The 20,347-nt window shown below is 62.8% G+C and carries 16 protein-coding genes; 5 read left to right on the top strand and 11 right to left on the bottom strand.

Translation table 11 applies throughout. The features are described 5' to 3' along the window. Positions 1–2 precede the first annotated feature (2 nt). From hpaH to AB0O81_RS04060, 5 genes are all read right to left on the bottom strand, one after another. Positions 3–788, bottom strand: a complete 786-nt coding sequence (gene hpaH / locus AB0O81_RS04080) for a 2-oxo-hept-4-ene-1,7-dioate hydratase (RefSeq protein WP_363581495.1) — start codon at positions 786–788, stop codon at positions 3–5. Between the two features lie 20 nt (positions 789–808). After that, a complete protein-coding gene (gene hpaD, locus AB0O81_RS04075; protein ID WP_363581493.1) occupies positions 809–1,960 on the bottom strand; it encodes a 3,4-dihydroxyphenylacetate 2,3-dioxygenase in 1,152 nt (383 codons plus the stop codon). Positions 1,961–2,041: 81 nt separating this feature from the next. Then, a complete protein-coding gene (gene hpaE / locus AB0O81_RS04070) occupies positions 2,042–3,562 on the bottom strand; it encodes a 5-carboxymethyl-2-hydroxymuconate semialdehyde dehydrogenase (protein ID WP_363581491.1) in 1,521 nt (506 codons plus the stop codon). A 20-nt stretch (positions 3,563–3,582) separates the two neighbouring features. Further along, entirely contained in the window at positions 3,583–4,266 is a 684-nt protein-coding gene (locus AB0O81_RS04065; RefSeq protein WP_363581489.1) for a GntR family transcriptional regulator, read from the bottom strand. Then, the gene (locus AB0O81_RS04060; RefSeq protein ID WP_363581487.1) at positions 4,266–5,762 is read right to left on the bottom strand and encodes a fumarylacetoacetate hydrolase family protein; all 1,497 of its coding nucleotides are present in this window, start codon (positions 5,760–5,762) and stop codon (positions 4,266–4,268) included. Before AB0O81_RS04060 ends, AB0O81_RS04065 begins: the two co-directional genes overlap by 1 nt. Before the next feature lie 115 nt (positions 5,763–5,877). Here AB0O81_RS04060 and AB0O81_RS04055 point away from each other — a divergent pair, with 115 nt between their 5' ends. Both AB0O81_RS04055 and AB0O81_RS04050 read left to right on the top strand, forming a co-directional pair. Then, positions 5,878–7,266 (top strand): MFS transporter, encoded by a 1,389-nt coding sequence (locus AB0O81_RS04055; protein WP_363581485.1) that lies wholly within the window; start codon positions 5,878–5,880, stop codon positions 7,264–7,266. Between the two features lie 39 nt (positions 7,267–7,305). Then, positions 7,306–9,195, top strand: a complete 1,890-nt coding sequence (locus AB0O81_RS04050; protein WP_363581483.1) for an FAD-dependent monooxygenase — start codon at positions 7,306–7,308, stop codon at positions 9,193–9,195. Positions 9,196–9,205: 10 nt separating this feature from the next. Here the strand turns inward: AB0O81_RS04050 and AB0O81_RS04045 are convergent, their stop codons facing one another. Then, the gene (locus AB0O81_RS04045; protein ID WP_363581783.1) at positions 9,206–10,858 is read right to left on the bottom strand and encodes a thiamine pyrophosphate-binding protein; all 1,653 of its coding nucleotides are present in this window, start codon (positions 10,856–10,858) and stop codon (positions 9,206–9,208) included. A 180-nt stretch (positions 10,859–11,038) separates the two neighbouring features. Here AB0O81_RS04045 and AB0O81_RS04040 point away from each other — a divergent pair, with 180 nt between their 5' ends. Both AB0O81_RS04040 and AB0O81_RS04035 read left to right on the top strand, forming a co-directional pair. Continuing rightward, on the top strand, positions 11,039–11,338 hold the full coding sequence (locus tag AB0O81_RS04040) for a hypothetical protein (RefSeq protein ID WP_363581481.1): 300 nt from the start codon (positions 11,039–11,041) through the stop codon (positions 11,336–11,338). A gap of 132 nt (positions 11,339–11,470) precedes the next feature. Then, positions 11,471–12,946: an NAD-dependent succinate-semialdehyde dehydrogenase gene (locus AB0O81_RS04035; RefSeq protein ID WP_363581479.1), complete on the top strand. Its 1,476-nt coding sequence runs from the start codon at positions 11,471–11,473 to the stop codon at positions 12,944–12,946. 148 nt (positions 12,947–13,094) lie between these two features. Here AB0O81_RS04035 and AB0O81_RS04030 read toward each other — a convergent pair whose 3' ends face one another. Continuing rightward, complete coding sequence (locus AB0O81_RS04030; RefSeq protein WP_363581477.1) at positions 13,095–14,531, bottom strand: helix-turn-helix domain-containing protein; 1,437 nt, start codon at positions 14,529–14,531, stop codon at positions 13,095–13,097. 116 nt (positions 14,532–14,647) lie between these two features. Between AB0O81_RS04030 and AB0O81_RS04025 the strand changes: the two genes are divergently transcribed. After that, the gene (locus AB0O81_RS04025) at positions 14,648–16,519 is read left to right on the top strand and encodes a phosphoenolpyruvate carboxykinase (GTP) (RefSeq protein ID WP_363581475.1); all 1,872 of its coding nucleotides are present in this window, start codon (positions 14,648–14,650) and stop codon (positions 16,517–16,519) included. Between the two features lie 22 nt (positions 16,520–16,541). Here the strand turns inward: AB0O81_RS04025 and AB0O81_RS04020 are convergent, their stop codons facing one another. From AB0O81_RS04020 to AB0O81_RS04005, 4 genes are all read right to left on the bottom strand, one after another. Beyond that, positions 16,542–18,464, bottom strand: a complete 1,923-nt coding sequence (locus AB0O81_RS04020; protein ID WP_363581473.1) for an ABC transporter ATP-binding protein — start codon at positions 18,462–18,464, stop codon at positions 16,542–16,544. Positions 18,465–18,508: 44 nt separating this feature from the next. Then, entirely contained in the window at positions 18,509–19,462 is a 954-nt protein-coding gene (locus AB0O81_RS04015) for a chloride channel protein (protein WP_363581781.1), read from the bottom strand. Next, on the bottom strand, positions 19,441–19,857 hold the full coding sequence (locus AB0O81_RS04010) for a hypothetical protein (protein ID WP_363581471.1): 417 nt from the start codon (positions 19,855–19,857) through the stop codon (positions 19,441–19,443). Before AB0O81_RS04010 ends, AB0O81_RS04015 begins: the two co-directional genes overlap by 22 nt. 95 nt (positions 19,858–19,952) lie before the next feature. Beyond that, a complete protein-coding gene (locus AB0O81_RS04005) occupies positions 19,953–20,306 on the bottom strand; it encodes a Fe-S protein (protein WP_363581469.1) in 354 nt (117 codons plus the stop codon). Positions 20,307–20,347: the final 41 nt, after the last annotated feature.

Here is a 20,347-nt window from a genome sequence, read left to right as displayed (position 1 = left end):
GATCAGACGAATCTGCACGTGATGGTGCCCATCGGGCCGTAGTCGCACAGCACGCTGTCGCCGCGCTTCACCCACATCGGGCGCGTGAACGAGCCCGCAAGGATGATCTCTCCGGCCTCGAGCCGAGCGCCGTGCTGGTGAAACTTGTTCGCCAACCACGCGACACCCGTGGCGGGGTGGTTGAGCACGCCCGCGGCAACGCCGGTCTCTTCGATCGTCTCGTTGCGATAGAGAAGCGCCGACACCCAGCGCAGATCGATCTGATCGGGGCGCATGGGGATGCCACCCAGCACCATGCCGCCGTACGCGGCGTTGTCGCTGATGGTGTCGACGATCGTGCGTCCCTCAAGTTCAATGTGTGAGTTGAGCACCTCAAGCGCAGGCGTCACATACTCCGTCGCACGCAACACATCGAAAAGGGTGCAGTGAGGCCCGGCGAGTGGCTCTTTCAGCACAAACGCCAGCTCTACTTCGATTCGCACGTTCGAGAAGCCGTCGTAGGGGATCACCGAACCGTTCGCCCACACGGTGTCGTCGAACATCACGCCGTAATCAGGTTCGCTGATGCCGGTGGCCTGCTGCATAGCCTTCGAGGTGAGACCGATCTTGCGGCCGACGAGGCGGCGCCCTGCGGCGATCTGCTGATCGCGCCACACCCCTTGGATGGCGTATGAGTCGTCGATTGTCGCATCGGGGTATCTGGAGGTGATGCGTGGCATCACGGTGCGCGAGTCGGCGGCGTCGGCAAGCTCGCTCGCGAGCGCGGCGATCTGGTCAGCTGTCAGCATGTGGTCTCCTGGCTTCGACGTTACAGCTGGTGGCCGAGCTTGTACTCGCCCTGCTTGTACTCAGGCATGGAGTCTTCGTCAGGACGCGTGTAGCTGAAGCCATCCGCGCCGATCGTGACGGCCATCTCGCTGCTATCGGTGCGTGTCACGACGGGCTGCGGATTGCCGTCGAGATCGAGCACGAGCGACGCTTCGGTGTACCAGCTGGGAACGACGGGGTTGCCCCACCAGTCGCGACGCTGGTTGTCGTGCACATCCCAGGTGACGACGGGGTTGTCGGGGTCACCGGTGTAGTAGTCCTGGGTGTAGATCTCGACTCGGTGACCGTCAGGGTCGCGCAGGTAGAGGTAGAACGCGTTCGACACACCGTGGCGGCCGGGACCACGCTCGATCGCGTCGGAGCGACGCAGGGCGCCCAACTTGTCGCAGATGGCGAGGATGTTGTGCTTTTCGTGCGTCGCGAAGGCCACATGGTGCATGCGCGGGCCGTCACCGCCGGTCATGGCGGTGTCGTGCACGGTGGGCTTGCGCCGCATCCACGCCGCATAGACCGTTCCCTCGTCGTCCTGAATGTCTTCGGTGACGCGGAAGCCCAGATCCTGCATGAACTTCACCGCGCGAGGCACGTCAGGGGTGACCTGGTTGAAGTGATCAAGACGCACCAGCTCACCGGGGGTGTGCAGGTCATAGCGCCACGAGAGCCGCTCGACGTGGTCGGTGTGGTAGAAGAATTCGTAGGGAAAGCCGAGGGGATCGGTCACGCGTACTGAGTCGCCGATGCCCTTGACGAAACCGTCTGTGCGACGCTCGATGCGGCATCCCAGCTCTGAATAGAACGCGACCGCCTTGTCAAGGTCTTCTGGTGCGCGCACGCGGTATGAGAACGCGGCGACGGCGGCGGTGTCGCCCTTTCTCAGGATGAGATTGTGGTGGATGAACTCCTCCGTGGAGCGCAGGTAGACCGCCGAGTCGTCTTCTTCAGTGACATAGAGACCGAGCACGTCGACGTAGAACTCGCGTGAGGCGGCGAGGTCGGTGACGATGAGCTCCATGTAGGCGCAGCGCAGAATGTCAGGAGGAGATGCCTCGGGTGTCGCGACCGGATTGGCCGAGTGAATCGGTGCCTCTTGCGAGACATAGAAGCCGGAAGAGGTGAGGGTTTTGTCGGTCATGTCAGCGTCCTTGCGTGAGAAAACGAGAAGGGGAGGGATGCCGCGGCGGGATGAGTCAGCGCAGCATCCGGCTTTTGCGGCCTAGCCTTTGCCGAAGGTCGGGTTGTGCACTTTGCCAAGGGTGATGTGCACGGCTTGCTGGTCGGTATAGAAGTCGATTGAGCGGTAGCCGCCTTCGTGGCCTAGGCCCGACGCTTTCACTCCGCCGAACGGGGTGCGCAGATCACGCACATTGTTCGAGTTCAGCCACACCATGCCAGCTTCGACCGATTGCGAGAAGTTGTGAGCCCGCTTCAGATCGTTGGTCCAGATGTAGGCGGCCAGACCGTACTTGGTGTTGTTCGCGAGCGCGAGCGCTTCTGCGTCGGTATCGAACGGCGTGATCGCGACGACGGGCCCGAAAATCTCTTCTTGGAAGATGCGCGCGTCGGGAGAGACGTCGGCGAACACCGTCGGTGACACGAAGTTGCCCTCGTCGAAGCCAGGAGCGCGTCCTCCACCGACGACGAGGCGTGCTTCGCGCTTGCCGATCTCGATGTAGCCCATCACCTTGTCATAGTGCTCGGGGTGAACCAGCGCGCCGACTTCGGTGGCGGGGTCATGCGGATAGCCCACGACGACGCGTTGGGCTTGGGCCGCATAGCGTTCAATGAACTCGTCATAGATCTCCCGCTGCACAATAATGCGGCTGCCAGCAGTGCAGCGCTCGCCGTTCAGCGAGAAAACCCCGAATATCGTCGCATCAATCGCCGCGTCGAGATCAGCGTCGGCGAAGACCACGGCGGGGCTTTTGCCGCCGAGTTCCATCGACAGACCCTTGAGGTATGGCGCCGCATTGCCGAAGATCAGCTGACCTGTGCTGCTCTCGCCGGTAAACGAGATGAGCGGAACATCGGGGTGCTTTACCAGGGCATCGCCAGCATCTTCGCCAAGCCCATTGACCAGGTTGAACACTCCCTTGGGCAGGCCCGCTTCTTCGAAGATGCCCGCCCACAGCGATGCCGAGAGTGGGGTGAACTCGGCTGGCTTCAACACCACGGTGTTGCCGGTGGCGAGAGCGGGGCCGAGCTTCCAAGACTCCAGCATGAAGGGAGTGTTCCAGGGGGTGATGAGGCCGGCGACGCCGATCGGCTTTCGGTTCACATAGTTGATCTGACGGCCCGGCACTTTGTATGTGTCGTCGGCTTGCGCCACGATCAGGTCGGCAAAGAAACGAAAGTTCTCGGCCGCGCGGCGTGCTTGGCCAAGCGCCTGAGTGATTGGCAAACCCGAGTCGAAGCTCTCCAGTTCAGCCAGACGGGCGTCGCGTGACTCGACGAGATCGGCGATGCGGTGCAATACGCGACTGCGCTCGCGGGGCAACATGCGTGGCCAGGGCCCCTCGTCGAACGCACGGCGCGCGGCAGCGACTGCAAGGTCGATATCGGTCTTTTTTCCGGCCGCAGCACGCAGATACGGCTGGTTTGACACCGGGTCGAGTACTTCGAAGGTGTCGCCGTCGACAGAGTCCACAAACTCGCCGTCGATGTAGTGCTGGATGCGGCTGGGAAGGTCCGCGGGCACGTAGCGCGCCACGTTGTGCGCTGTCGTGGTGTCAGTCATGTTTCCTCCGTGGGAGCTGGTTAGAAGGCCGGCAGGCCGAGGGTCTCGTCTGGATGCTCGTGGATCATGTAGGCATCGAGCGTCGCCGAGCGGTGACGACGGGCAGCCTTCTCGATCTCACCGAGCGGTGCGCTGGTCTCGATGAGTTGCAGGATGTTCTCGTGCTCTCGCACCGACTCGGCGGCGCGTCCTGGCACAAAGCTGAAGGTGGAGTCACGCAGGTGCCCTAGTCGGCCCCACTCGGCTTCAACTAGTTCGAGCAGTCGAGGGTTAGCGCAGGTGGCAAAAAGCGTCGCGTGAAATTCTTGGTTCAGTCGGGTGAATGCGCGCGGATCAAAGTGGTCCAGCGTCTCGACCATCAGATCGTTGATGTCTCGCGCTTGACGAATATTGGCCACCGTGAGGCGGCGTGCGGCCAGCGCGGTGGCAGCGCCTTCGAGGATGCTGAGCGATTGCATGCTGAACCGGTATTGAGTGTCATCCACCATCGATACCCGCGCGCCGACGTTGCGCTCGAACGTGACCAGGCCTTCAGCTTCGAGTTGACGGATTGCTTCGCGTACCGGAACAACGCTCATGTCAAGCTCGCCGGCGATGCTGCCCAGCACGAGACGGTAGCCGGGCGTGAACTCCTGGCTTGAGATGCGCTCTTTGACCCAGTGATAGGCCAACTGGGATTTGCTCTTTGTCGAGTCCGTGTTCATCACGGTTCCTCCGTGTGAGCGGCCTCGAAGCGTGCCCGCCACTGGGCGTTCATCGGGAACAGGCCATCGACGGGGTTGCCCTCCGCAACGCGCTCAGCAATCCACGCGTCTTCGTCTTCCTGCTTGATGGCAGCGTCGACGACCTCGTCGGCGAGGCTCGGGGGAATCACGATGACTCCATCGCGGTCGCCCACAATCACGTCGCCCGGCTGCACGGTGGTGCCACCGCAACCGATGGTGACGTCGAGATCCCAGGGCACGTGGCGCCGACCCAACACCGCGGGGTGCGCTCCAGCGGTGTATAACGGGATGCCTACAGCGGTCACCGCATCGGCATCGCGCACCCCGCCGTCGGTGATGATGCCAGCGGCCCCGCGAGTATGCGCGCGGATCGCCAGAATGTCTCCCAGGGTGCCGGAGCCGGTCTCGCCGCGTGCCTCGATGACGATGACTTCGCCCTCGTCCACAGAGTCGAACGCGCGTTTCTGAGCGTTATAGCCACCGCCATGCGACGCAAACAGGTCTTCGCGGTGGGGAATAAAACGAAGCGTCTTCGCGGTGCCAACCAGCTTGGTCTCGGGATGCAGGGGGCGCACACCATCGATGGTGACGTTGTTCAGCCCACGCTTGCGCAGCTGCGCAGACAAGCCGGCGACCGGCACGCGGTGGAGCTTCTCGCGCAACTCGTCTGAGAGGGCTGGAGCCGGCGCAACCTTCGCGATGCCCGCCGCCTCGGCTGAGCCCCAGGCTTCGATACGTTGCCTGTCGTCGACCGAGGGAAGCGAACCGAGGGATTCGTCGAACGCAGCGTCACCCTGCACAACTCGCGTTACGAGTGGCCCTGAGCTCGAGCCCGCAACGTCGACGGCGACCTCGACGATGTCGCCTGGCACGACCACCGAGGACCCTGCCGGGGTACCAGCCAGAATCACATCGCCCGGCTCAAGAGTGAAATGCTGCGAGAGATCGGCAATGATCTGCGTCAGCGGAAAGATAAGGCCCGCCGTCGTATCGTCTTGCGCCAGCTCGCCGTTTACCCACGTCCGCACGCGCACGGCTGTGGGGTCGACATCGCGAGCGTCGATCAGCAACGGTCCGATAGGGGTGTAGCCGTCTCCGCCCTTCGAGCGAACGTTGGAACCTTTGTCGTTTGCGCGCAGGTCGTAGAGCCCAAAGTCGTTGGCCGCAGTGATTGCAGCGACGTAGTTCCATGCCTCGGCGGAGCTGACGTGACGAGCTGCAGTTCCCATGATGACTGCTACCTCACCCTCGAAAGCGAGCAGTTCGGTGCCCGCGGGCCGCTCTATTGTGCTTCCTGACGCAGCGACAGAACTTGATGCCTTGAAGAAGTACGACGGCGAAGCCGGGGTGCGGCCGCGCTGATTTGCTCGTGAGGTGTAGCTGAGGTGGACGGCGATGATCTTGCCGGGCCGCTGGGGGAGTGCCGAGAAACGGGCGTCGTCGGAATCGGCTTCGGACGGTGTGGTTTCGTTCATGAGCTCCCTCGCTCTTGCGTGATATCTGAAATCGTATATGATCGTCGGCAGGCGAGCAAGTACTGTTCTTGACCGCTCACAGAGTTGGTTCGAATGACGAAGGAGTCACCGTACGATGTCCGTTTCCCCCTCCGCGCCACAGGGTTTCACCCCCACAGGCACCATTGCGACGTCAGCCGACAGGCGACGCGTGGTGTTCGCGACAGTCGTAGGCACCACCGTTGAGTGGTACGACTTCTTCATCTATGCCGCAGCCGCGGGCCTGGTCTTCAGCCAGATCTTCTTTGAGCCACTCGGTGCACAGGCAGCTCTCCTGCTCTCATTTGCCACCGTGGGCCTGAGCTTCTTGTTCCGTCCACTCGGCGCTTTCCTCGCCGGCCACTTCGGTGACAAGTACGGCCGTCGTGTCGTCCTGGTCTTCACGCTCGTCTTGATGGGTGGCGCGACGACGCTGGTTGGGCTGCTGCCTACGTACGCCCAGATTGGTGTCGCCGCACCGATCCTGCTCGTGACCCTTCGCATTCTGCAGGGAATCTCGGCCGGTGGTGAGTGGGGTGGCGCCGTCCTGATGGCCGTCGAGCACGCTCCCAAAAAGAAGCGCGGTATGTTCGGCGCTTCGCCGCAGATTGGTGTGCCGATCGGTCTGTTGCTCGCCTCGGGAATTATGGCGTTGATGGCCGTGATCGCCCCGGGCGACGCGTTCATCGAGTGGGGCTGGCGAGTGCCGTTCCTGCTGTCATTCATTCTGATCATCGTCGGGTACTGGGTGCGTCGCCACGTCGAAGAGAGCCCGGTATTCACCGAGCTGGCCGAGCGCAAAGAGAAGACGCGCATGCCCATCGTGCAGCTGTTCAAAAAGCACACCCTTCTCGTGATCATCGCGGCGCTGGTATTCGCAGGCAACAACGCGGTCGGATACATGACCACCGGCGGATACATTCAGAACTACGCCACCAACCCTGATGGACCGGTCGGTCTTGAACGCGGACCTGTGCTCTGGGCGGTCGCTGCGTCAGCAGTCACCTGGCTGGTGTCGACCTTCTTCGCCGGGTGGATCTCTGACAAACTTGGCCGCCGCAATACCTACATCATTGGTTGGATTCTGCAGCTCGGCGGTGTCTTCTTGCTCTTCCCGCTCGTGAATTCGGACAGCATTATGTCGTTGTTCTTCGGCCTCGCGATTCTCACCGTCGGCCTTGGTTTCACCTATGGGCCGCAGGCTGCGTTGTACTCCGAGTTGTTCCCGGCATCGATTCGCTTCTCGGGTGTTTCAATCTCGTACGCCCTTGGTGCAATCCTCGGTGGCGCCTTCGCTCCCACGATTGCGACGGCACTCGTGCAGGCAACCGGATCGACCGACTCCGTTACCTGGTACCTCGCTGGTATGACCTGCATCGGCCTCGCGGCAACCCTGTTGCTGCGCGATCGCTCGGGTGTTCCGCTCGGTCCCGATCACGAAGCCGAGCAGGCCAAGAGCCCGATCTACGGAATGTCGCGGGCGTAGTCCGCGGTACCCGAATCAACGACGACCGAAGAAGGCAGCATGCAGTTTCATCACCATGGCTATGTGTCAAGCGACCCGCGCGTCCAGCCGGCCGCGGCGATCGGTATCGATCGTGCTGACGAACTGCCGACTGCGATCGACGTTCTCATCGTGGGCTCTGGCCCTGCCGGCATGCTGCTCGCGGCTCAGATGTCGCGTTTTCCGTCCGTCTCGACGCGCGTTATCGAGCGTCGAGACGGACGGCTACCACTGGGCCAGGCCGACGGAATCCAGCCGCGTAGCGTGGAGACCTTCCAGGCGTTCGGCTTTGCCGAACGCATCGTTGCCGAGGCGTACAACATCGCCTACATGAACTTCTGGGGCCCCGATCCCGAAAACCCTCAGAACATCATTCGTACGTCGCGAACGCCGGACTACGCCTACTCGATCAGCGAGTTTCCCCATTTGATCGTGAACCAGGCGCGGGTGCTCGACTACTTCGCCGAAGCTGCAGCACAGGGTCCTGGGCGCATTGTGCCCGACTACGGCATCGAGTTTCTGTCACTCACAAGCCATGACGGCGACGACTTCCCGCTTGAGGTGCGTGTGCGCTACACAGCGGGTACGCGAGAAGGCGAAGAGCGCACCATTCGGTCGAAGTACGTCGTCGGCTGCGACGGTGCCCGCAGCGGCGTGCGCGAGGCGATCGGGCGAAAGCACACAGGCAACAGCGCTGCGCATGCTTGGGGCGTGATGGATGTGCTCGTGAACACAGACTTCCCTGATTGGCGCACGAAGTGCGCGATCAACTCTGCCGCGGGGAACATTCTGCACATTCCGCGCGAGGGCGGCTATCTCAGCCGCATGTACATCGACCTCGGTGAGGTCGCAGAAGACGATGACCACCGCGTGCGCCAGACTCCGATTGAAGATGTCATACGCAAAGCAAATGCGATTCTGCACCCATATTCGATTGACGTGAAGCAGGTCGCGTGGCACAGCGTTTACGAGGTCGGCCACCGCGTGACCGACAAGTTCGACGACGTGCCCGTAGGCCATGATCGCTCGCCGCGTGTGTTTCTTGCCGGCGATGCCTGCCACACGCACAGCGCGAAGGCTGGGCAGGGCATGAACGTGTCGATGCAAGATGGATTCAACCTGGGGTGGAAGCTCGGCTCCGTGCTTACCGGGCTCAGCCCCGAGACACTGCTGTCGACTTATTCGGCGGAGCGCCAACCGGTGGCGCAGCAGCTTATCGACTTCGACAAAGAGTGGTCATCGCTCATGGCTCGCAAGCCCGAAGAGATCACCGATCCACAGGACCTCGCCACCCACTATCTCGCGACGGCGGAGTTCCCTTCGGGGTTCATGACCCGATACGGGTCCTCGGCAATTGTGATGGATGCTGCGCACCAGCATCTTGCCGAGGGATTTCCCCTCGGTAAACGCTTCAAGTCCGCTCCGGTGTCGCTCGTGTGTGATGGCAATGCGGTTCATCTCGGCCATCACGCCACCGCAGACGGCCGCTGGCGGATCTATGCGTTCGCCGATGCGGCGACCGCGGGGGAGGCCTCTCACCTCTCGCGCTGGGCGGAGTGGGTTGCGAACGCGCCCGAGTCTCCGCTGAAGAAGTTCACGCCCGCGCAGGGCGATGTCGACGCGATCTTCGACATCAAGGTGATCTATCAGCAGTCGCCCGCTGAGATCGAGTGGACCTTGGTGCCCGAACTGTTTCGCCCCTGCACAGGGCCCCTCGCGCTCACCGACTGGGAGAAGGTCTTTGCCGCCGGAGCAACAGACTGGAACGGCGTAGACATCTTCGCGGAGCGTCAACTGTCGCGCGATGGCGCGGTGGTGGTCGTGCGCCCTGATCAGTACGTCGCGGCGGTTCTTCCACTCGACGAGCCGGCTGCACTCGCGGACTTCTTCGCACCGGTGTTTCGAGGCTGAACCCCCACGTTCAGGCGTTCACCCGGATGATCTCCTGCTGGTAGGGCGCGATCACATCGCCCGAGATTCGGCAGTCGAGTACGAGGAATCGTCGGGACTCCTCGGGCTCTGCGGACCACGTGGCAAGCCTTTCCAGGTCAGCCATGGTGCGGACCACCACACCCTCGGCGCCGACGCCGCTGGCGAGCGCCGCGAAGTCGACCTGAGGGATCATCATGGGTTCGCGGGCGAGCCCTTTCAGACCGTAGAGATTGACCTCGGCGCCATACGCGGCGTCGTTCCACACCACCGCGATTCCACGGCCAGCAGCAACGCGCACGGCAGATTCGAGGTCAGCAAGCGCCATCAGACCGCCACCGTCACCCGTCGTCAAAACGATCGTCGACGCTGGCCTGGCAAGAGCCGCCCCGGGTACAGATGGCCAGCCGAGGCCGATCGACTGAAACGCTGTGCCGATCATCATTAGGCGGTCGGGTGAGGCTACGGGCCAGTACATGTTCGCCCAGCCGATGAAATGTCCACCGTCAGAGACGACGACGCGGTCTTCGGGAAGAAGCTCGCCAATGCGGGTGGCCACAGTGCGCGGGTCGAGACGGCCGTCGGCGGCAACCGAGTCGCCCTCTTCGTATGCCCGCAATGGTGCGATATCGATCGATTCGCGCCAGCCGCTTGGCTCAGACTCTGCCTCGGTGAGCTCGGTGACAAGCGTTTCGGCGACGCTCGCCGCATCCGCCCGAACAAAGCCCGCGACGTGCGGATGGGTCGCAGTCGGCGCCACATCGACTTGGAAGACGCGTGTGCCCGGAGCGAATAGGTCTCCGAAGCGCATGGTGAACTGATTGAGTGACGCGCCAAACACCACGGCGACGTCGGCTTGGCGCACCAGGTCCATGGCACCCTCAGCGCCGAAACCTCCGGTGACTCCAAGATCGAACTCGGGTCGCGGAAAGATGCCACGGCCCAGCGCGGTGGACGCGGTGACGGCTCCGGTCAGGTCGGCGAGGTGCCCGAGAGCATCGCCGGCGCCCGAGATCCACGCGCCTCGGCCCGCGAGCAAGAACGGACGGCTCGCGGTCGCGAGCGCCTCAGCGAGTTCTCGCACCGAGGCTTCAGCAAATGCTCCGCGCGGGGCGAGGGGCGCGGGCAGACGTGGGTCTGGGGCGGTGGGGATGGGGCCGGCATCGAGGGCTGCAACGTCATAGGGGATCGCAAGAACCGTGGGAACGCGGTACGTCAGCGCGTGTTCGATGGCAATCACGGTCGTGGCGGCGGCATCGGCACGCCCGACCGTGTAGGTGCGCGCGCCGACGGCGGATGCCATCGCGATCTGGTCAACATCCCACGCGCGCGGGCCTGAGGTCGGTTCATCGCCGACCACCAGCACCAGCGGAACGTGAGCCTGTACTGCTTCGGCGAGTGCCGTCAGCGTGTTGGTGAAGCCTGCGCCGTAGGTCGCGGTGGCGACAGCGAGGCGCCCCGATGCCCGATAGAACGCATCAGCTGCCACAACGCCACCGGCTTCGTGGCGCACGGCTGTGAACTGCGCTCGGGTCGATCGCTCCAGCGCGTCGAGGAAGTATGCGTTGCCGTTGCCCATCACGCCGAAGACGTGGTCGATGTGACGGCCGAGCGTGAGAGCGACATGCGCAGAGACAGTGGTCATAGGGACAGTGGGCATGGCGGAGCCTTTCGAGACGACGGAGCAGAGTTTCCGTATGTGTCTCGCGTTCGCCTTCAGGCGTCGGCTGCGTGCCCCTTTTCCGAGCACCGGCGGGAAGATGCACCGCTGGACACTTTGAGTATATGCGCGCAGCCCGATGCATGTCGCTGGCATGATCGAAGAATGAAGACGATTCAGTTGCGCCGCTATGCCCTTGTCGACGGAGAGTACGACGCCTTCGTGGCCTGGTGGCAGGGTTGCATGCCCGAAGTTCGCCCGGCCGCAGGTTTCACCATCGAGTTCGCCTACGGTCTGCGCGAGTCGAATGAGTTCGTGTGGGCAGTGAGTGTCGAGGGAACCACAGAAGAGTTTCTTGCGCTCGAAAAGGTGTACGTTGCGTCGGCGGCTCGAGCGGCGGCCTTTGAAGGCGTTCCGCAGCGAATCGCCAACTACGACATTCAGCTGGTTTCCGAGTCCTACTAGCAGCCGCCGCGACGGCGAGAGGCTCTAGGCATCTGTACATCACGTACATCGGATTGCTCACGTAATCCCGGCAGAATGGGATCGTAAGCGACTGCCGTGCGCTGCGGCATCCGATTGATGAAGGGGTCTCGAATGACTGACAACCGTGAAACCGATCTGCTGGCAGCCGTTCCCGATTCTCTGTTCATCGGCGGAGAGTGGCGGCCTGCCGCTAGCGGCAACACGCTTGAGGTGTTTGACCCCGCTACAGGCCTCGTTGTGAAAGAAATCGCCGATGCGGGCGTCGGCGACGGCAAGGCAGCCATGGATGCTGCTGCCGATGCATTTCCCGCGTGGGCGGCGACACCCGCGCGTGAGCGTGGCGAGATTCTCCGTCGTGCTTTCGACCTGCTGCAGGAGCGAAAGGAGGACTTCGCTCTGCTGATGACCATTGAGATGGGCAAGCCTCTCGCCGAAGCGCGAGGCGAAGTGGCCTACGGCGGCGAGTTCTTGCGCTGGTTCAGCGAGGAGTCTGCTCGGGTGCAGGGCCGATATGCCCCTAACCCTGAGGGCACCGGTCGCATGATCGTGACGCAGCATCCGGTTGGACCATGCTTTCTGATCACGCCGTGGAACTTCCCACTAGCGATGGCTACACGCAAGATTGCACCCGCGCTTGCCGCAGGCTGCACGGTCGTGATCAAGCCTGCTGAACTGACGCCGCTGACGACCCTCTACTTCGCAAAGCTGCTCGAAGATGCCGGTCTGCCCAAGGGGGTCGTCAACGTCTTCACGACATCGACCTCGGGTGATGTGTCGGAGCCCATCATTCGCGACCCACGGTTGCGCAAACTGTCGTTCACCGGCTCAACGGGTGTGGGGAAGAAGCTGCTCGAGCAAGCCGCTCAAGGAGTGCTTCGCACCTCGATGGAGCTCGGTGGCAACGCCCCATTCGTGGTGTTCGACGATGCTGATCTCGACAAAGCGGTAGACGGCGCGATGCTCGCCAAGTTCCGCAACATCGGTCAAGCCTGCACGGCAGCAAACCGGTTCATCGTTCACCGTTCTGTTGCCGAGGAGTTTGCGCGACGCGTCACTGAGCGCGTCGAAGGCTTCGGAATTGGCCGAGGCACCGAAGAGGGCGTCACCATTGGTCCGCTCATCGATGACCGCGCTGTCGCAAAGGCAAAGTCTCTCGTCGAAGATGCGGTCTCACGCGGCGCGCAACTGAAGACCGGCGGCAAGGCAGTGGCAGGCCCCGGCACCTTCTATGAGCCGACCGTTGTGACAGACGTGCAGCCCGGCAGTGACATTCTGCGTGAAGAGATCTTTGGACCGGTGCTGGCGGTTGTGCCTTTCGACACGGAAGACGAGGCAGTGAGCATCGCGAACGACACCGAGTACGGCCTGGTGTCATACGTCTTCACCGAAAGCCTGTCGCGCGGCCAGCGCATGATTGACAAGTTGGAGACCGGAATGATGGGCCTCAACGTCGGCGTGGTGTCGAATGCCGCAGCGCCATTTGGCGGGTGGAAGATGTCAGGTCTCGGTCGCGAGGGCGGGGCTGAAGGCATTCACGAGTACTTGCAGACGAAGTACACGCTGACGGCCAACCCCTACTCGTCGTAGATCATCGGGCTGGGCGCTGTCAGCCCAGGACTACGGCGAATCCGAGAATGGCGCTCGCGATCGACAGCACCGTCAACACCAGTGACGTCGCGACTTTCTCGTGACGTCGTGCATAGGACTTGCGACGCGCTCCCATAGCGGCTGCTAGTCACGCGTGACGGTCAAGGAACGAGTAGACCTCGTTGTCATCTACGCCGGGAAAGGTGCCGCGGGGGAGCGGCGAGAACATCTGCATGTGCACGCGCGCGCTCGGCCACGCCTTGCCCGCCCATCGCTCGGTGACTTCGGCCGGCGGCCGACGGCAACAGGTTTCGTCTGGGCAGCGCGAGGTCGCGCGCTTGTGGGTTTCGCGACCGCGAAACCAGCGAGCATCATCGAACGGCACGCCGACGGTGATTGAAAACTCGCCGTCCGACGTTGACCCGGTCTGCGTCGAGCACCAGAACGTGCCGGCAGGGGTGTCGGTGTATTGGTAGTGCTCCGTGGTGCGGTTCTGCTCGGCGAAGGCAGCCCGTGCTGAGAACCTCTTGCACGCGATCTGACCATCGACCGCTCCCGTCACATCGGTGGGGAGGGGCAGGTCGTCGTTCTCGTAGACACGCGAGATCGCACCTGAGCCATCCACCCGCAGAAAATGAAGCCGGATGCCGAGGTGAACCGTGGCGAGGTTGGTAAGCCGCATAGCGGCTGCTTCGTGTGTCACGCCGAACGCATCACGAAAGTCCTCGACGGCGAGGTTGCGATCCTTCTTTGCTTGCGACAGAAATGCTACCGACGGGGTTTCCGGCATCAAACAGCACGCGGCGTAGTAGTTGATCTCGAGACGCTGCTGAAGAAAGTCAGCGTAGTCGCTCGGTCTGGTGTGACCGAGCAGCCGGTGCGCCATCGCCTGCAGCGCCATCGATCGCAGGCCGTGGCCGCCAGGAATGGAGGCTGGAGGTAGATAGATGCGCCCGTTCTCCAAGTCTGTGACGGATCGGGCGGAGTGGGGGAGGTCGCTCGCATAGATGAGTTCGAAGCCGAGCTGCTGCGCCATGACGCTCACGGTGCGGTGCGTCAGCGCACCAGATGCGTGGCCTGCCGCCTTGAGCTGCTTCTCAGCAAGTTTCTCGATATCGGGCAAGTAGTTGTCGACCGCACGCATCTTCAGACGCAGATCGGTATTTGCTCGACGTGCTTCTTCGGGAGTCGCGATCGCTTCGCGCTCGCGTCGCTGCAGTTCGCGATGTAGGCCGAGCACCGACTCAATCGTCTCGTCGCTCGTGCTCTTGGTGATCCTGACCGGCGGAATGCCGAGCTGGCGAAAGACGGTGCTTGACTGCGCCCGCTCCAGTTCGATCTCAAGTGCTGCGCGGCGATTCGGTGGCTCCGTTGAAAGCAGCTCAGTGACGTCGACTCCGGTAGCGCCAGCGATGGATTGCAACAGCGAGAGCTTGGGCTCGCGCTTGCCGTTTTCGATGAGGCTGAGCTGACTGCCCGCCACCCCCACAAGAGCCCCGAGCTCGTCAAGGGTGTACCCCTGCGACACCCGTTGGTGCCGGATCCGATGGCCAAGAGTGGACAACTCGATTGCGCTAGGTGCCATTCCTTCAGGATAGCGAAAGAAGTTGAATTCTTGACACCATATTTCGCAGAAATATCTATCTATTCTGTCGCAACCTTGAGGAACAGAACCGATTTGCTACGCAGAGGAGCGCAACCATGGCAATCGCCGACATCGTCCCGCAGACCACCAGGCCGACCACGAAGACTGTGCCGACGTTCGGTGAGACGCCCGCGGTGTACGGCGAGGGAATGGCAGATCTCGTCGCATGGGTAGACAAGATCGTGGCGTTGACCAAGCCAGACCGCGTGCACTGGATAGACGGCTCGCGCGCCGAGAACGAAGCTCTGCTGCGCGAAATGGTCGACGAGGGCAAGATCATCAAGCTCAACCCCGAATGGCGACCAGGCTCATACCTCGCGCGCTCTCACCCGAGCGATGTTGCCCGCACCGAGGCGCGTACTTTCATCGCCTCGCAACGCGAGACAGACGCTGGTCCCACTAACAACTGGGCTGAGCCTGAAGAAATTCGCGCCACGATCACCCCGCTGTTTGAAGGATCGATGCGTGGGCGCACTATGTACGTTGTGCCGTTTTCGATGGGTGCGGTCGGGGGACCGCTTTCACACATTGGCGTTCAGATCACAGACAGCGCGTACGCCGTCGCCTCAATCGGCATCATGACCCGCGTCGGCACCGAGGTGCTGCGCCAGATCGCTGACGGTGCACCCTGGGTCAAGACGGTTCACTCGGTCGGCGCTCCACTTGCACCGGGTGAGCAAGACGTCGCGTGGCCTTGCAATGACGAGAAGTACATCGTGCACTTTCCCGACACCCTCGAGGTGTGGTCGTTTGGCTCTGGCTACGGTGGAAACGCCATTCTTGCCAAGAAGTGCTTCGCGTTGCGTATCGCATCGGTAATCGGGCGCGACGAAGGCTGGCTCGCCGAGCACATGCTGCTCATTCGCGTCATCTCACCCGAAGGCAAGGCGTACCACGTGGCCGCAGCCTTCCCCTCGGCGTGTGGCAAGACCAACCTTGCGATGCTTCGCCCCACGATTCCCGGCTGGCGAGTGGAAACCATCGGGGACGACATCGCCTGGTTGCGTCCCGGCGACGACGGGCGCCTGTGGGCCATCAACCCGGAGGCGGGCTTTTTCGGTGTGGCTCCCGGAACCGGGGAATCGACCAACGTCGCCGCGGTCGAGACGCTGTGGGGCAACACCATCTTCACGAACGTTGCGTTGCGCCCTGACGGTGATGTCTGGTGGGAAGGCCTCACAGATACGCCACCCGCCAAGCTCACCGACTGGGAAGGCAATCCGTGGACGCCTGACTCTGGTCGACCTGCTGCGCACCCTAACTCGCGCTTCACCGTTCGCGCATCGCAGTGCCCGCAGATTGCCCCCGACTGGGACACTCCTGAGGGCGTGCCACTCGACGTAATCCTCTTCGGCGGTCGCCGAGCGACCAACGTTCCGCTCGTCGTCGAGGCGACCGACTGGACGCACGGCGTCTTCATGGGCTCCAACATCTCGTCGGAGCGCACCGCTGCCGCCGAGGGTACCGTGGGCGAGCTTCGCCGTGACCCGTTCGCAATGCTTCCGTTCTGCGGCTACAACATGGCCGACTACTTCGGGCACTGGCTGCGCATCGGTCAAAAGTTGCGCTTCGATCGCGCCCCGCGCATCTTCCAGGTCAACTGGTTCCGCAAGGGCGACGATGGCCGCTTCCTCTGGCCAGGCTTCGGTGACAACGCGCGCGTGATCGACTGGATCATTCGCCGCGTCGAAGGTTCGGTCGGCGCAGTCGATAGTCCGGTGGGACGGCTTCCCAAGACCGACGAGTTGAACTTGGACGGTGTGGAGATCTCAGACGCTGACCTTGAGGCGCTGTTCTCTATCGACCGCGACTCGTGGATGCAGGAATCAGAGTTGACCGAAGACTTCTACCGCACTTTCGGTGGACGAGTGCCTGCGCCGTTGTGGGCTGAGCTTTCCGCATTGCGTTACCGCCTGCAGCGCGCCTAGTGTGCGGCGGATCGCCCGCCGATCACACCAGCAATTGGTGCTTTGCCAGATCTCGGTACAGCGGAGTCGAGGCAATCAACTCGGAGTGAGTGCCCTGCCCGATGACCTTGCCGTGATCAAGCACCACGATCAGGTCGCTGTCGACGACCGTTGACAGTCGATGCGCGATGACCACGAGCGTGCGCCCCGCAGCGACCGCATCGATGGCTTCACGCATGCGCTGTTCGTTGAGCCCGTCAAGCGAGGAGGTCGATTCGTCGAGCAACAGGATGGGTGGTGCTGCGAGCAGCGCGCGCGCGATCGCGAGTCGCTGGCGCTCGCCGCCTGAAAGTTTGACCCCCGATTCGCCGACCGGCGCTTCGAGGCCGAGGGTGCTTCGGTCGAGCACGTCTCCCAGATTGACGGCGCGCAGCACCTGCTCGCACTCGCTGTCAGAGGCTTCGGGCGAGGCAAGGCGAAGATTGTCGCCGAGTGTGCCAGCGAGTGTGGGAGCATCCTGCTCGACATAGCCCAACTGTGCGCGAAGAGCATCGCGCTCAAGGGTGCGCACATCTTCACCTGCCAGCAGAATCGCGCCGGAAGTGGGGTCATAGAAGCGCTCAATGAGCGAGAGTGTTGTGCTCTTGCCTGCACCGGACGGGCCGACGAGTGCGACGCGCGCCCCTCGGGGTACCGAGAACGAAACGCCTTGAAGCACGCTCTCGGCGGCTTCGACGTGCGCCATCTCGATGTCGGGGTCGAGCGGTGTCGTTTCGACGTGTGCACTCTCAAGCAGCGCACGCGCTTCGGCCTCGGCCTTGCGTCGGGCTTCGACGACCGTTTCGGGGTATGCGAAGTGAACGTCGCGAAACTCGATAGCGGCCTCGCTGGCTTCGACCGCGGGAGTTTGCGCGGGCACGCTCGCGGCCAACTCTGCATCGTGCTGTGTCTCTGTGGGCAGGTCGAGAACCTCTTGGATGCGCCCCAGTGCGCCCAAGGCCTGATTCACCGAGGTGATCGCTCCGAAGAATGTCGCGAGAGGTTGGATCAAGAAGAAGAGGAACATCACGAACGTCACAAGGCTCGCGATGGTGATGGCGCCGGATGCTACGCGAAACCCGCCGACGCCGAGTACGGCGAGAAGCGACAACTGCAGGGCGACGCCAGCGATCGGCACGACGAGGGCAGACGCTTTCGCCACTTTCACACCGGCGTCGTAGGCATCCGTGGCCGTCTCGGTGATCGCCGACTGCTCGCGTTCGGCCGCGCCCGCCGCCCGTATGGTGCGGATCGAACCGACCGCGCGCTCGACGCCCGAGGCAAGCTCACCCACCTTGGCCTGTTGCACCTCGGTCGCGCGACGAATGCCACCGCTGATGCCTGTCACGATGGCTACTGAGACTCCGATGACGACCACGATGAGGAGCAGGAGCAGTGGGTCGATCACCGCCATGGCTACCAGCGCCCCGACGAAGATGAGGCCGTTGCCGACAGCATCGGCGAGGCCTTGAGTCAGCACCGCGTACAGCAGTGTGGTGTCGGTTCCGACGCGCGAGACCAGATCGCCGGTTCGGCGCGAGTCGAACTCACTGATTGGCAGGTGAAGAATCCGCGAAATGAGGCGCCGTCGACTCGAGAGCACCACAGCGGTTCCGGTGCGCTGAAGCAGATAGTGCTGATAGCCCGAGATCAGCGATGCAACGACGACGAGTGCCGCGATAGCCCAGGCGAGCGAGCCGAGCGGGTCACCTGCCTGCACCAGAGAAATGACCTGCCCGACCAGAAGCGGCTGCGCCAGCGTCGCGATCGCGCCAAGCACGCTGAGTACGGCGACCACGATGAGAACACCGCGGTGTTCGAACAGGAATGGCAGCAGCTGCGCGCAGCTGGCGCGAGGCCCTTCTTGCTTGCGGCGTCGACCTCGCGGTGAGCGGACAGTCGTGGCGGGGGTAGCGGGGGAAGACACAGCGGAACCTACTTTGTGAGACGGGACTACATAGAACCGTACTTCTACTGTGCGGCTTGTTTGCTATCCGTGTCGTGTGCGACTGCGCCGGGCTCTGTGATCTGCATCTGTGGCAGTCGCGCGACAGCGAGCCAGCAGGGCAAAACCACCATGCACAGAATGGGTAGCAGGGTGGCGTCTCCGACGACAACGGCAGCGATGAACAGAGATAGCCATCCGTCTCTCACGACGACAAGGCAGATCCCGAGCACGCCAGCGCCGATTGCGACTGTCAGCGAGATGCTGGGGAAAGCGGCGTAGGCGAGCACACCGATGGCCACTCCGATGAACACCGTGGGGAATACTCGGCCACCGCGAAAGCCCGCTGCGCCGGCGATCAGTAGCGCGGCGAGCTTGATCACAACGATCATTGCGACCTGCCATGGTTCGACATCGTCGGCGACCGCTGCGAGCTGCGCCATCTGGTCGACGCCCTTGAACAGGGTGATCTCGCCACCGAGCGCTCCGAGTGCGCCCAGCAGCACTCCGGCCACCGTCAGCGGCAAGACCGGACCGCGCCACCGATGAAACAACCGGTGCACGTGTGGAAACAGCAGGAGCAAGCACAAACCGGCAGCCATCGCAACGGTAGCCACCGCGAGCGCGATACCGAGATCAGCGAAGACCGCGGGGGTGTATTCGGGGAGGGTGAGTGACATGGTGTGGCCGCTCAGGACCATCATGACCAATGAACCGGAAGCCGCGGAGACGAGCGGGAGGAAAAGTCGATCCCACAGCAGCTCTTTTGACGCCGTCGCTGCGGCCACTGAGGTAGCCAGAAGGGCAGCACCTAGCGGCGACCCGAAGAGCGCGCCGAAGGTGCCGGTGACGACCATCAAGATGATCAGCTTGGTAGGAACGGCCGGGATCAACCTCTTGCAGACCCAGACGGCAAGCGCCACGTTCAATGTGATGATCGGCGCTTCTGGGCCCAGACTCACGCCAGTGGCGAGCGTGATGATGGCTGCGAGTGCGAGGCCGGGGAGCGTGATGAGCGGAACGGGAGGGGGAAGAAAGACTCTGTCGCCGGATCAGGGCCTGCGTGCCCCGGTGCGAACCGCACGATCAGACCGGTGGCAAAGCCTGCCAGCGTCAGGACGACGAGAATCCACCATGGTGCGTAATCATCGAATCCACCAAGTGCCGGAAGTTCATCCCACAGCAGGTTCTCCAACGCCCTTGCGACGAGGTCCAGCACAACGAGCCCGAGGGCGCTGCCGATGCCAATGAGTAGCGCCGGCCCCGAGAGTAACAACAGCCGACGCGTGGGTGATGCTTCGGCGGGGATCTCTTGGATGTGGCTGCGCCCGAACTCCGGTGTAGGTCTTGACTGCTCTGGATCGTTCGTTGTCATGAGCGGCCTCTCACCTGATTTGCTTGCCGGATCTTCTTGACCACGATAGAAGAAGCCGCCCAGCGATGTGGTCGAAGCGACCCGCGCTGAAGCGGTTAGCTCCAGATTGTGGCGATTGCGGCGTTGGCCGCAGTCAAGAGCCCAATCGACCAGAAAATGCCCGGCGGCACCGAGCCGGTCTTGCGCTGACGGCCGGAACCGATGCCCAGCAGTGCACCGATGATGATCAGGATGACCAGCTTGGTGCCGATCTTCGCGTAGTTGAGCTCGCCTTCGATTCCCCACGGTGCAGCAAGCGCGAGGCCTGCGACAAGGGCTAGCGCCATGCCCCAGCTCATCAGTCGGGTGATTCCCCGATGGCCGTTGACTGCCTCCACGGCCCACGCTCCGAAGAGCACCGCGAAACCAATCAGGTGAACGAACAAGACGATGTGGCGCAGAGTCTCCATAATCGTCAACTTAGGCGCAAACGAGGGCTCGCGCTAGCAAG

This window comes from Microbacterium sp. NPDC076911 (genome assembly GCF_040687125.1).
Lineage (GTDB): Bacteria > Actinomycetota > Actinomycetes > Actinomycetales > Microbacteriaceae > Microbacterium.
Note: the sequence above shows the minus strand (reverse complement) of the source record. Positions and strands in the feature narration are given on the sequence as shown.

Coding starts and splice junctions, on each gene's coding strand:
- AB0O81_RS04060 (WP_363581487.1), bottom strand. CDS start 5,762: ATGAACGAAACCACACCGTCCGAAGCCGATTCCGACGACGCCCGTTTC.
- AB0O81_RS04025 (WP_363581475.1), top strand. CDS start 14,648: ATGGCAATCGCCGACATCGTCCCGCAGACCACCAGGCCGACCACGAAG.
- hpaE (WP_363581491.1), bottom strand. CDS start 3,562: ATGACTGACACCACGACAGCGCACAACGTGGCGCGCTACGTGCCCGCG.
- AB0O81_RS04050 (WP_363581483.1), top strand. CDS start 7,306: ATGCAGTTTCATCACCATGGCTATGTGTCAAGCGACCCGCGCGTCCAG.
- hpaD (WP_363581493.1), bottom strand. CDS start 1,960: ATGACCGACAAAACCCTCACCTCTTCCGGCTTCTATGTCTCGCAAGAG.
- AB0O81_RS04035 (WP_363581479.1), top strand. CDS start 11,471: ATGACTGACAACCGTGAAACCGATCTGCTGGCAGCCGTTCCCGATTCT.
- AB0O81_RS04005 (WP_363581469.1), bottom strand. CDS start 20,306: ATGGAGACTCTGCGCCACATCGTCTTGTTCGTTCACCTGATTGGTTTC.
- AB0O81_RS04065 (WP_363581489.1), bottom strand. CDS start 4,266: ATGAACACGGACTCGACAAAGAGCAAATCCCAGTTGGCCTATCACTGG.
- AB0O81_RS04055 (WP_363581485.1), top strand. CDS start 5,878: ATGTCCGTTTCCCCCTCCGCGCCACAGGGTTTCACCCCCACAGGCACC.
- AB0O81_RS04010 (WP_363581471.1), bottom strand. CDS start 19,857: ATGACAACGAACGATCCAGAGCAGTCAAGACCTACACCGGAGTTCGGG.
- AB0O81_RS04030 (WP_363581477.1), bottom strand. CDS start 14,531: ATGGCACCTAGCGCAATCGAGTTGTCCACTCTTGGCCATCGGATCCGG.
- hpaH (WP_363581495.1), bottom strand. CDS start 788: ATGCTGACAGCTGACCAGATCGCCGCGCTCGCGAGCGAGCTTGCCGAC.
- AB0O81_RS04040 (WP_363581481.1), top strand. CDS start 11,039: ATGAAGACGATTCAGTTGCGCCGCTATGCCCTTGTCGACGGAGAGTAC.
- AB0O81_RS04045 (WP_363581783.1), bottom strand. CDS start 10,858: ATGACCACTGTCTCTGCGCATGTCGCTCTCACGCTCGGCCGTCACATC.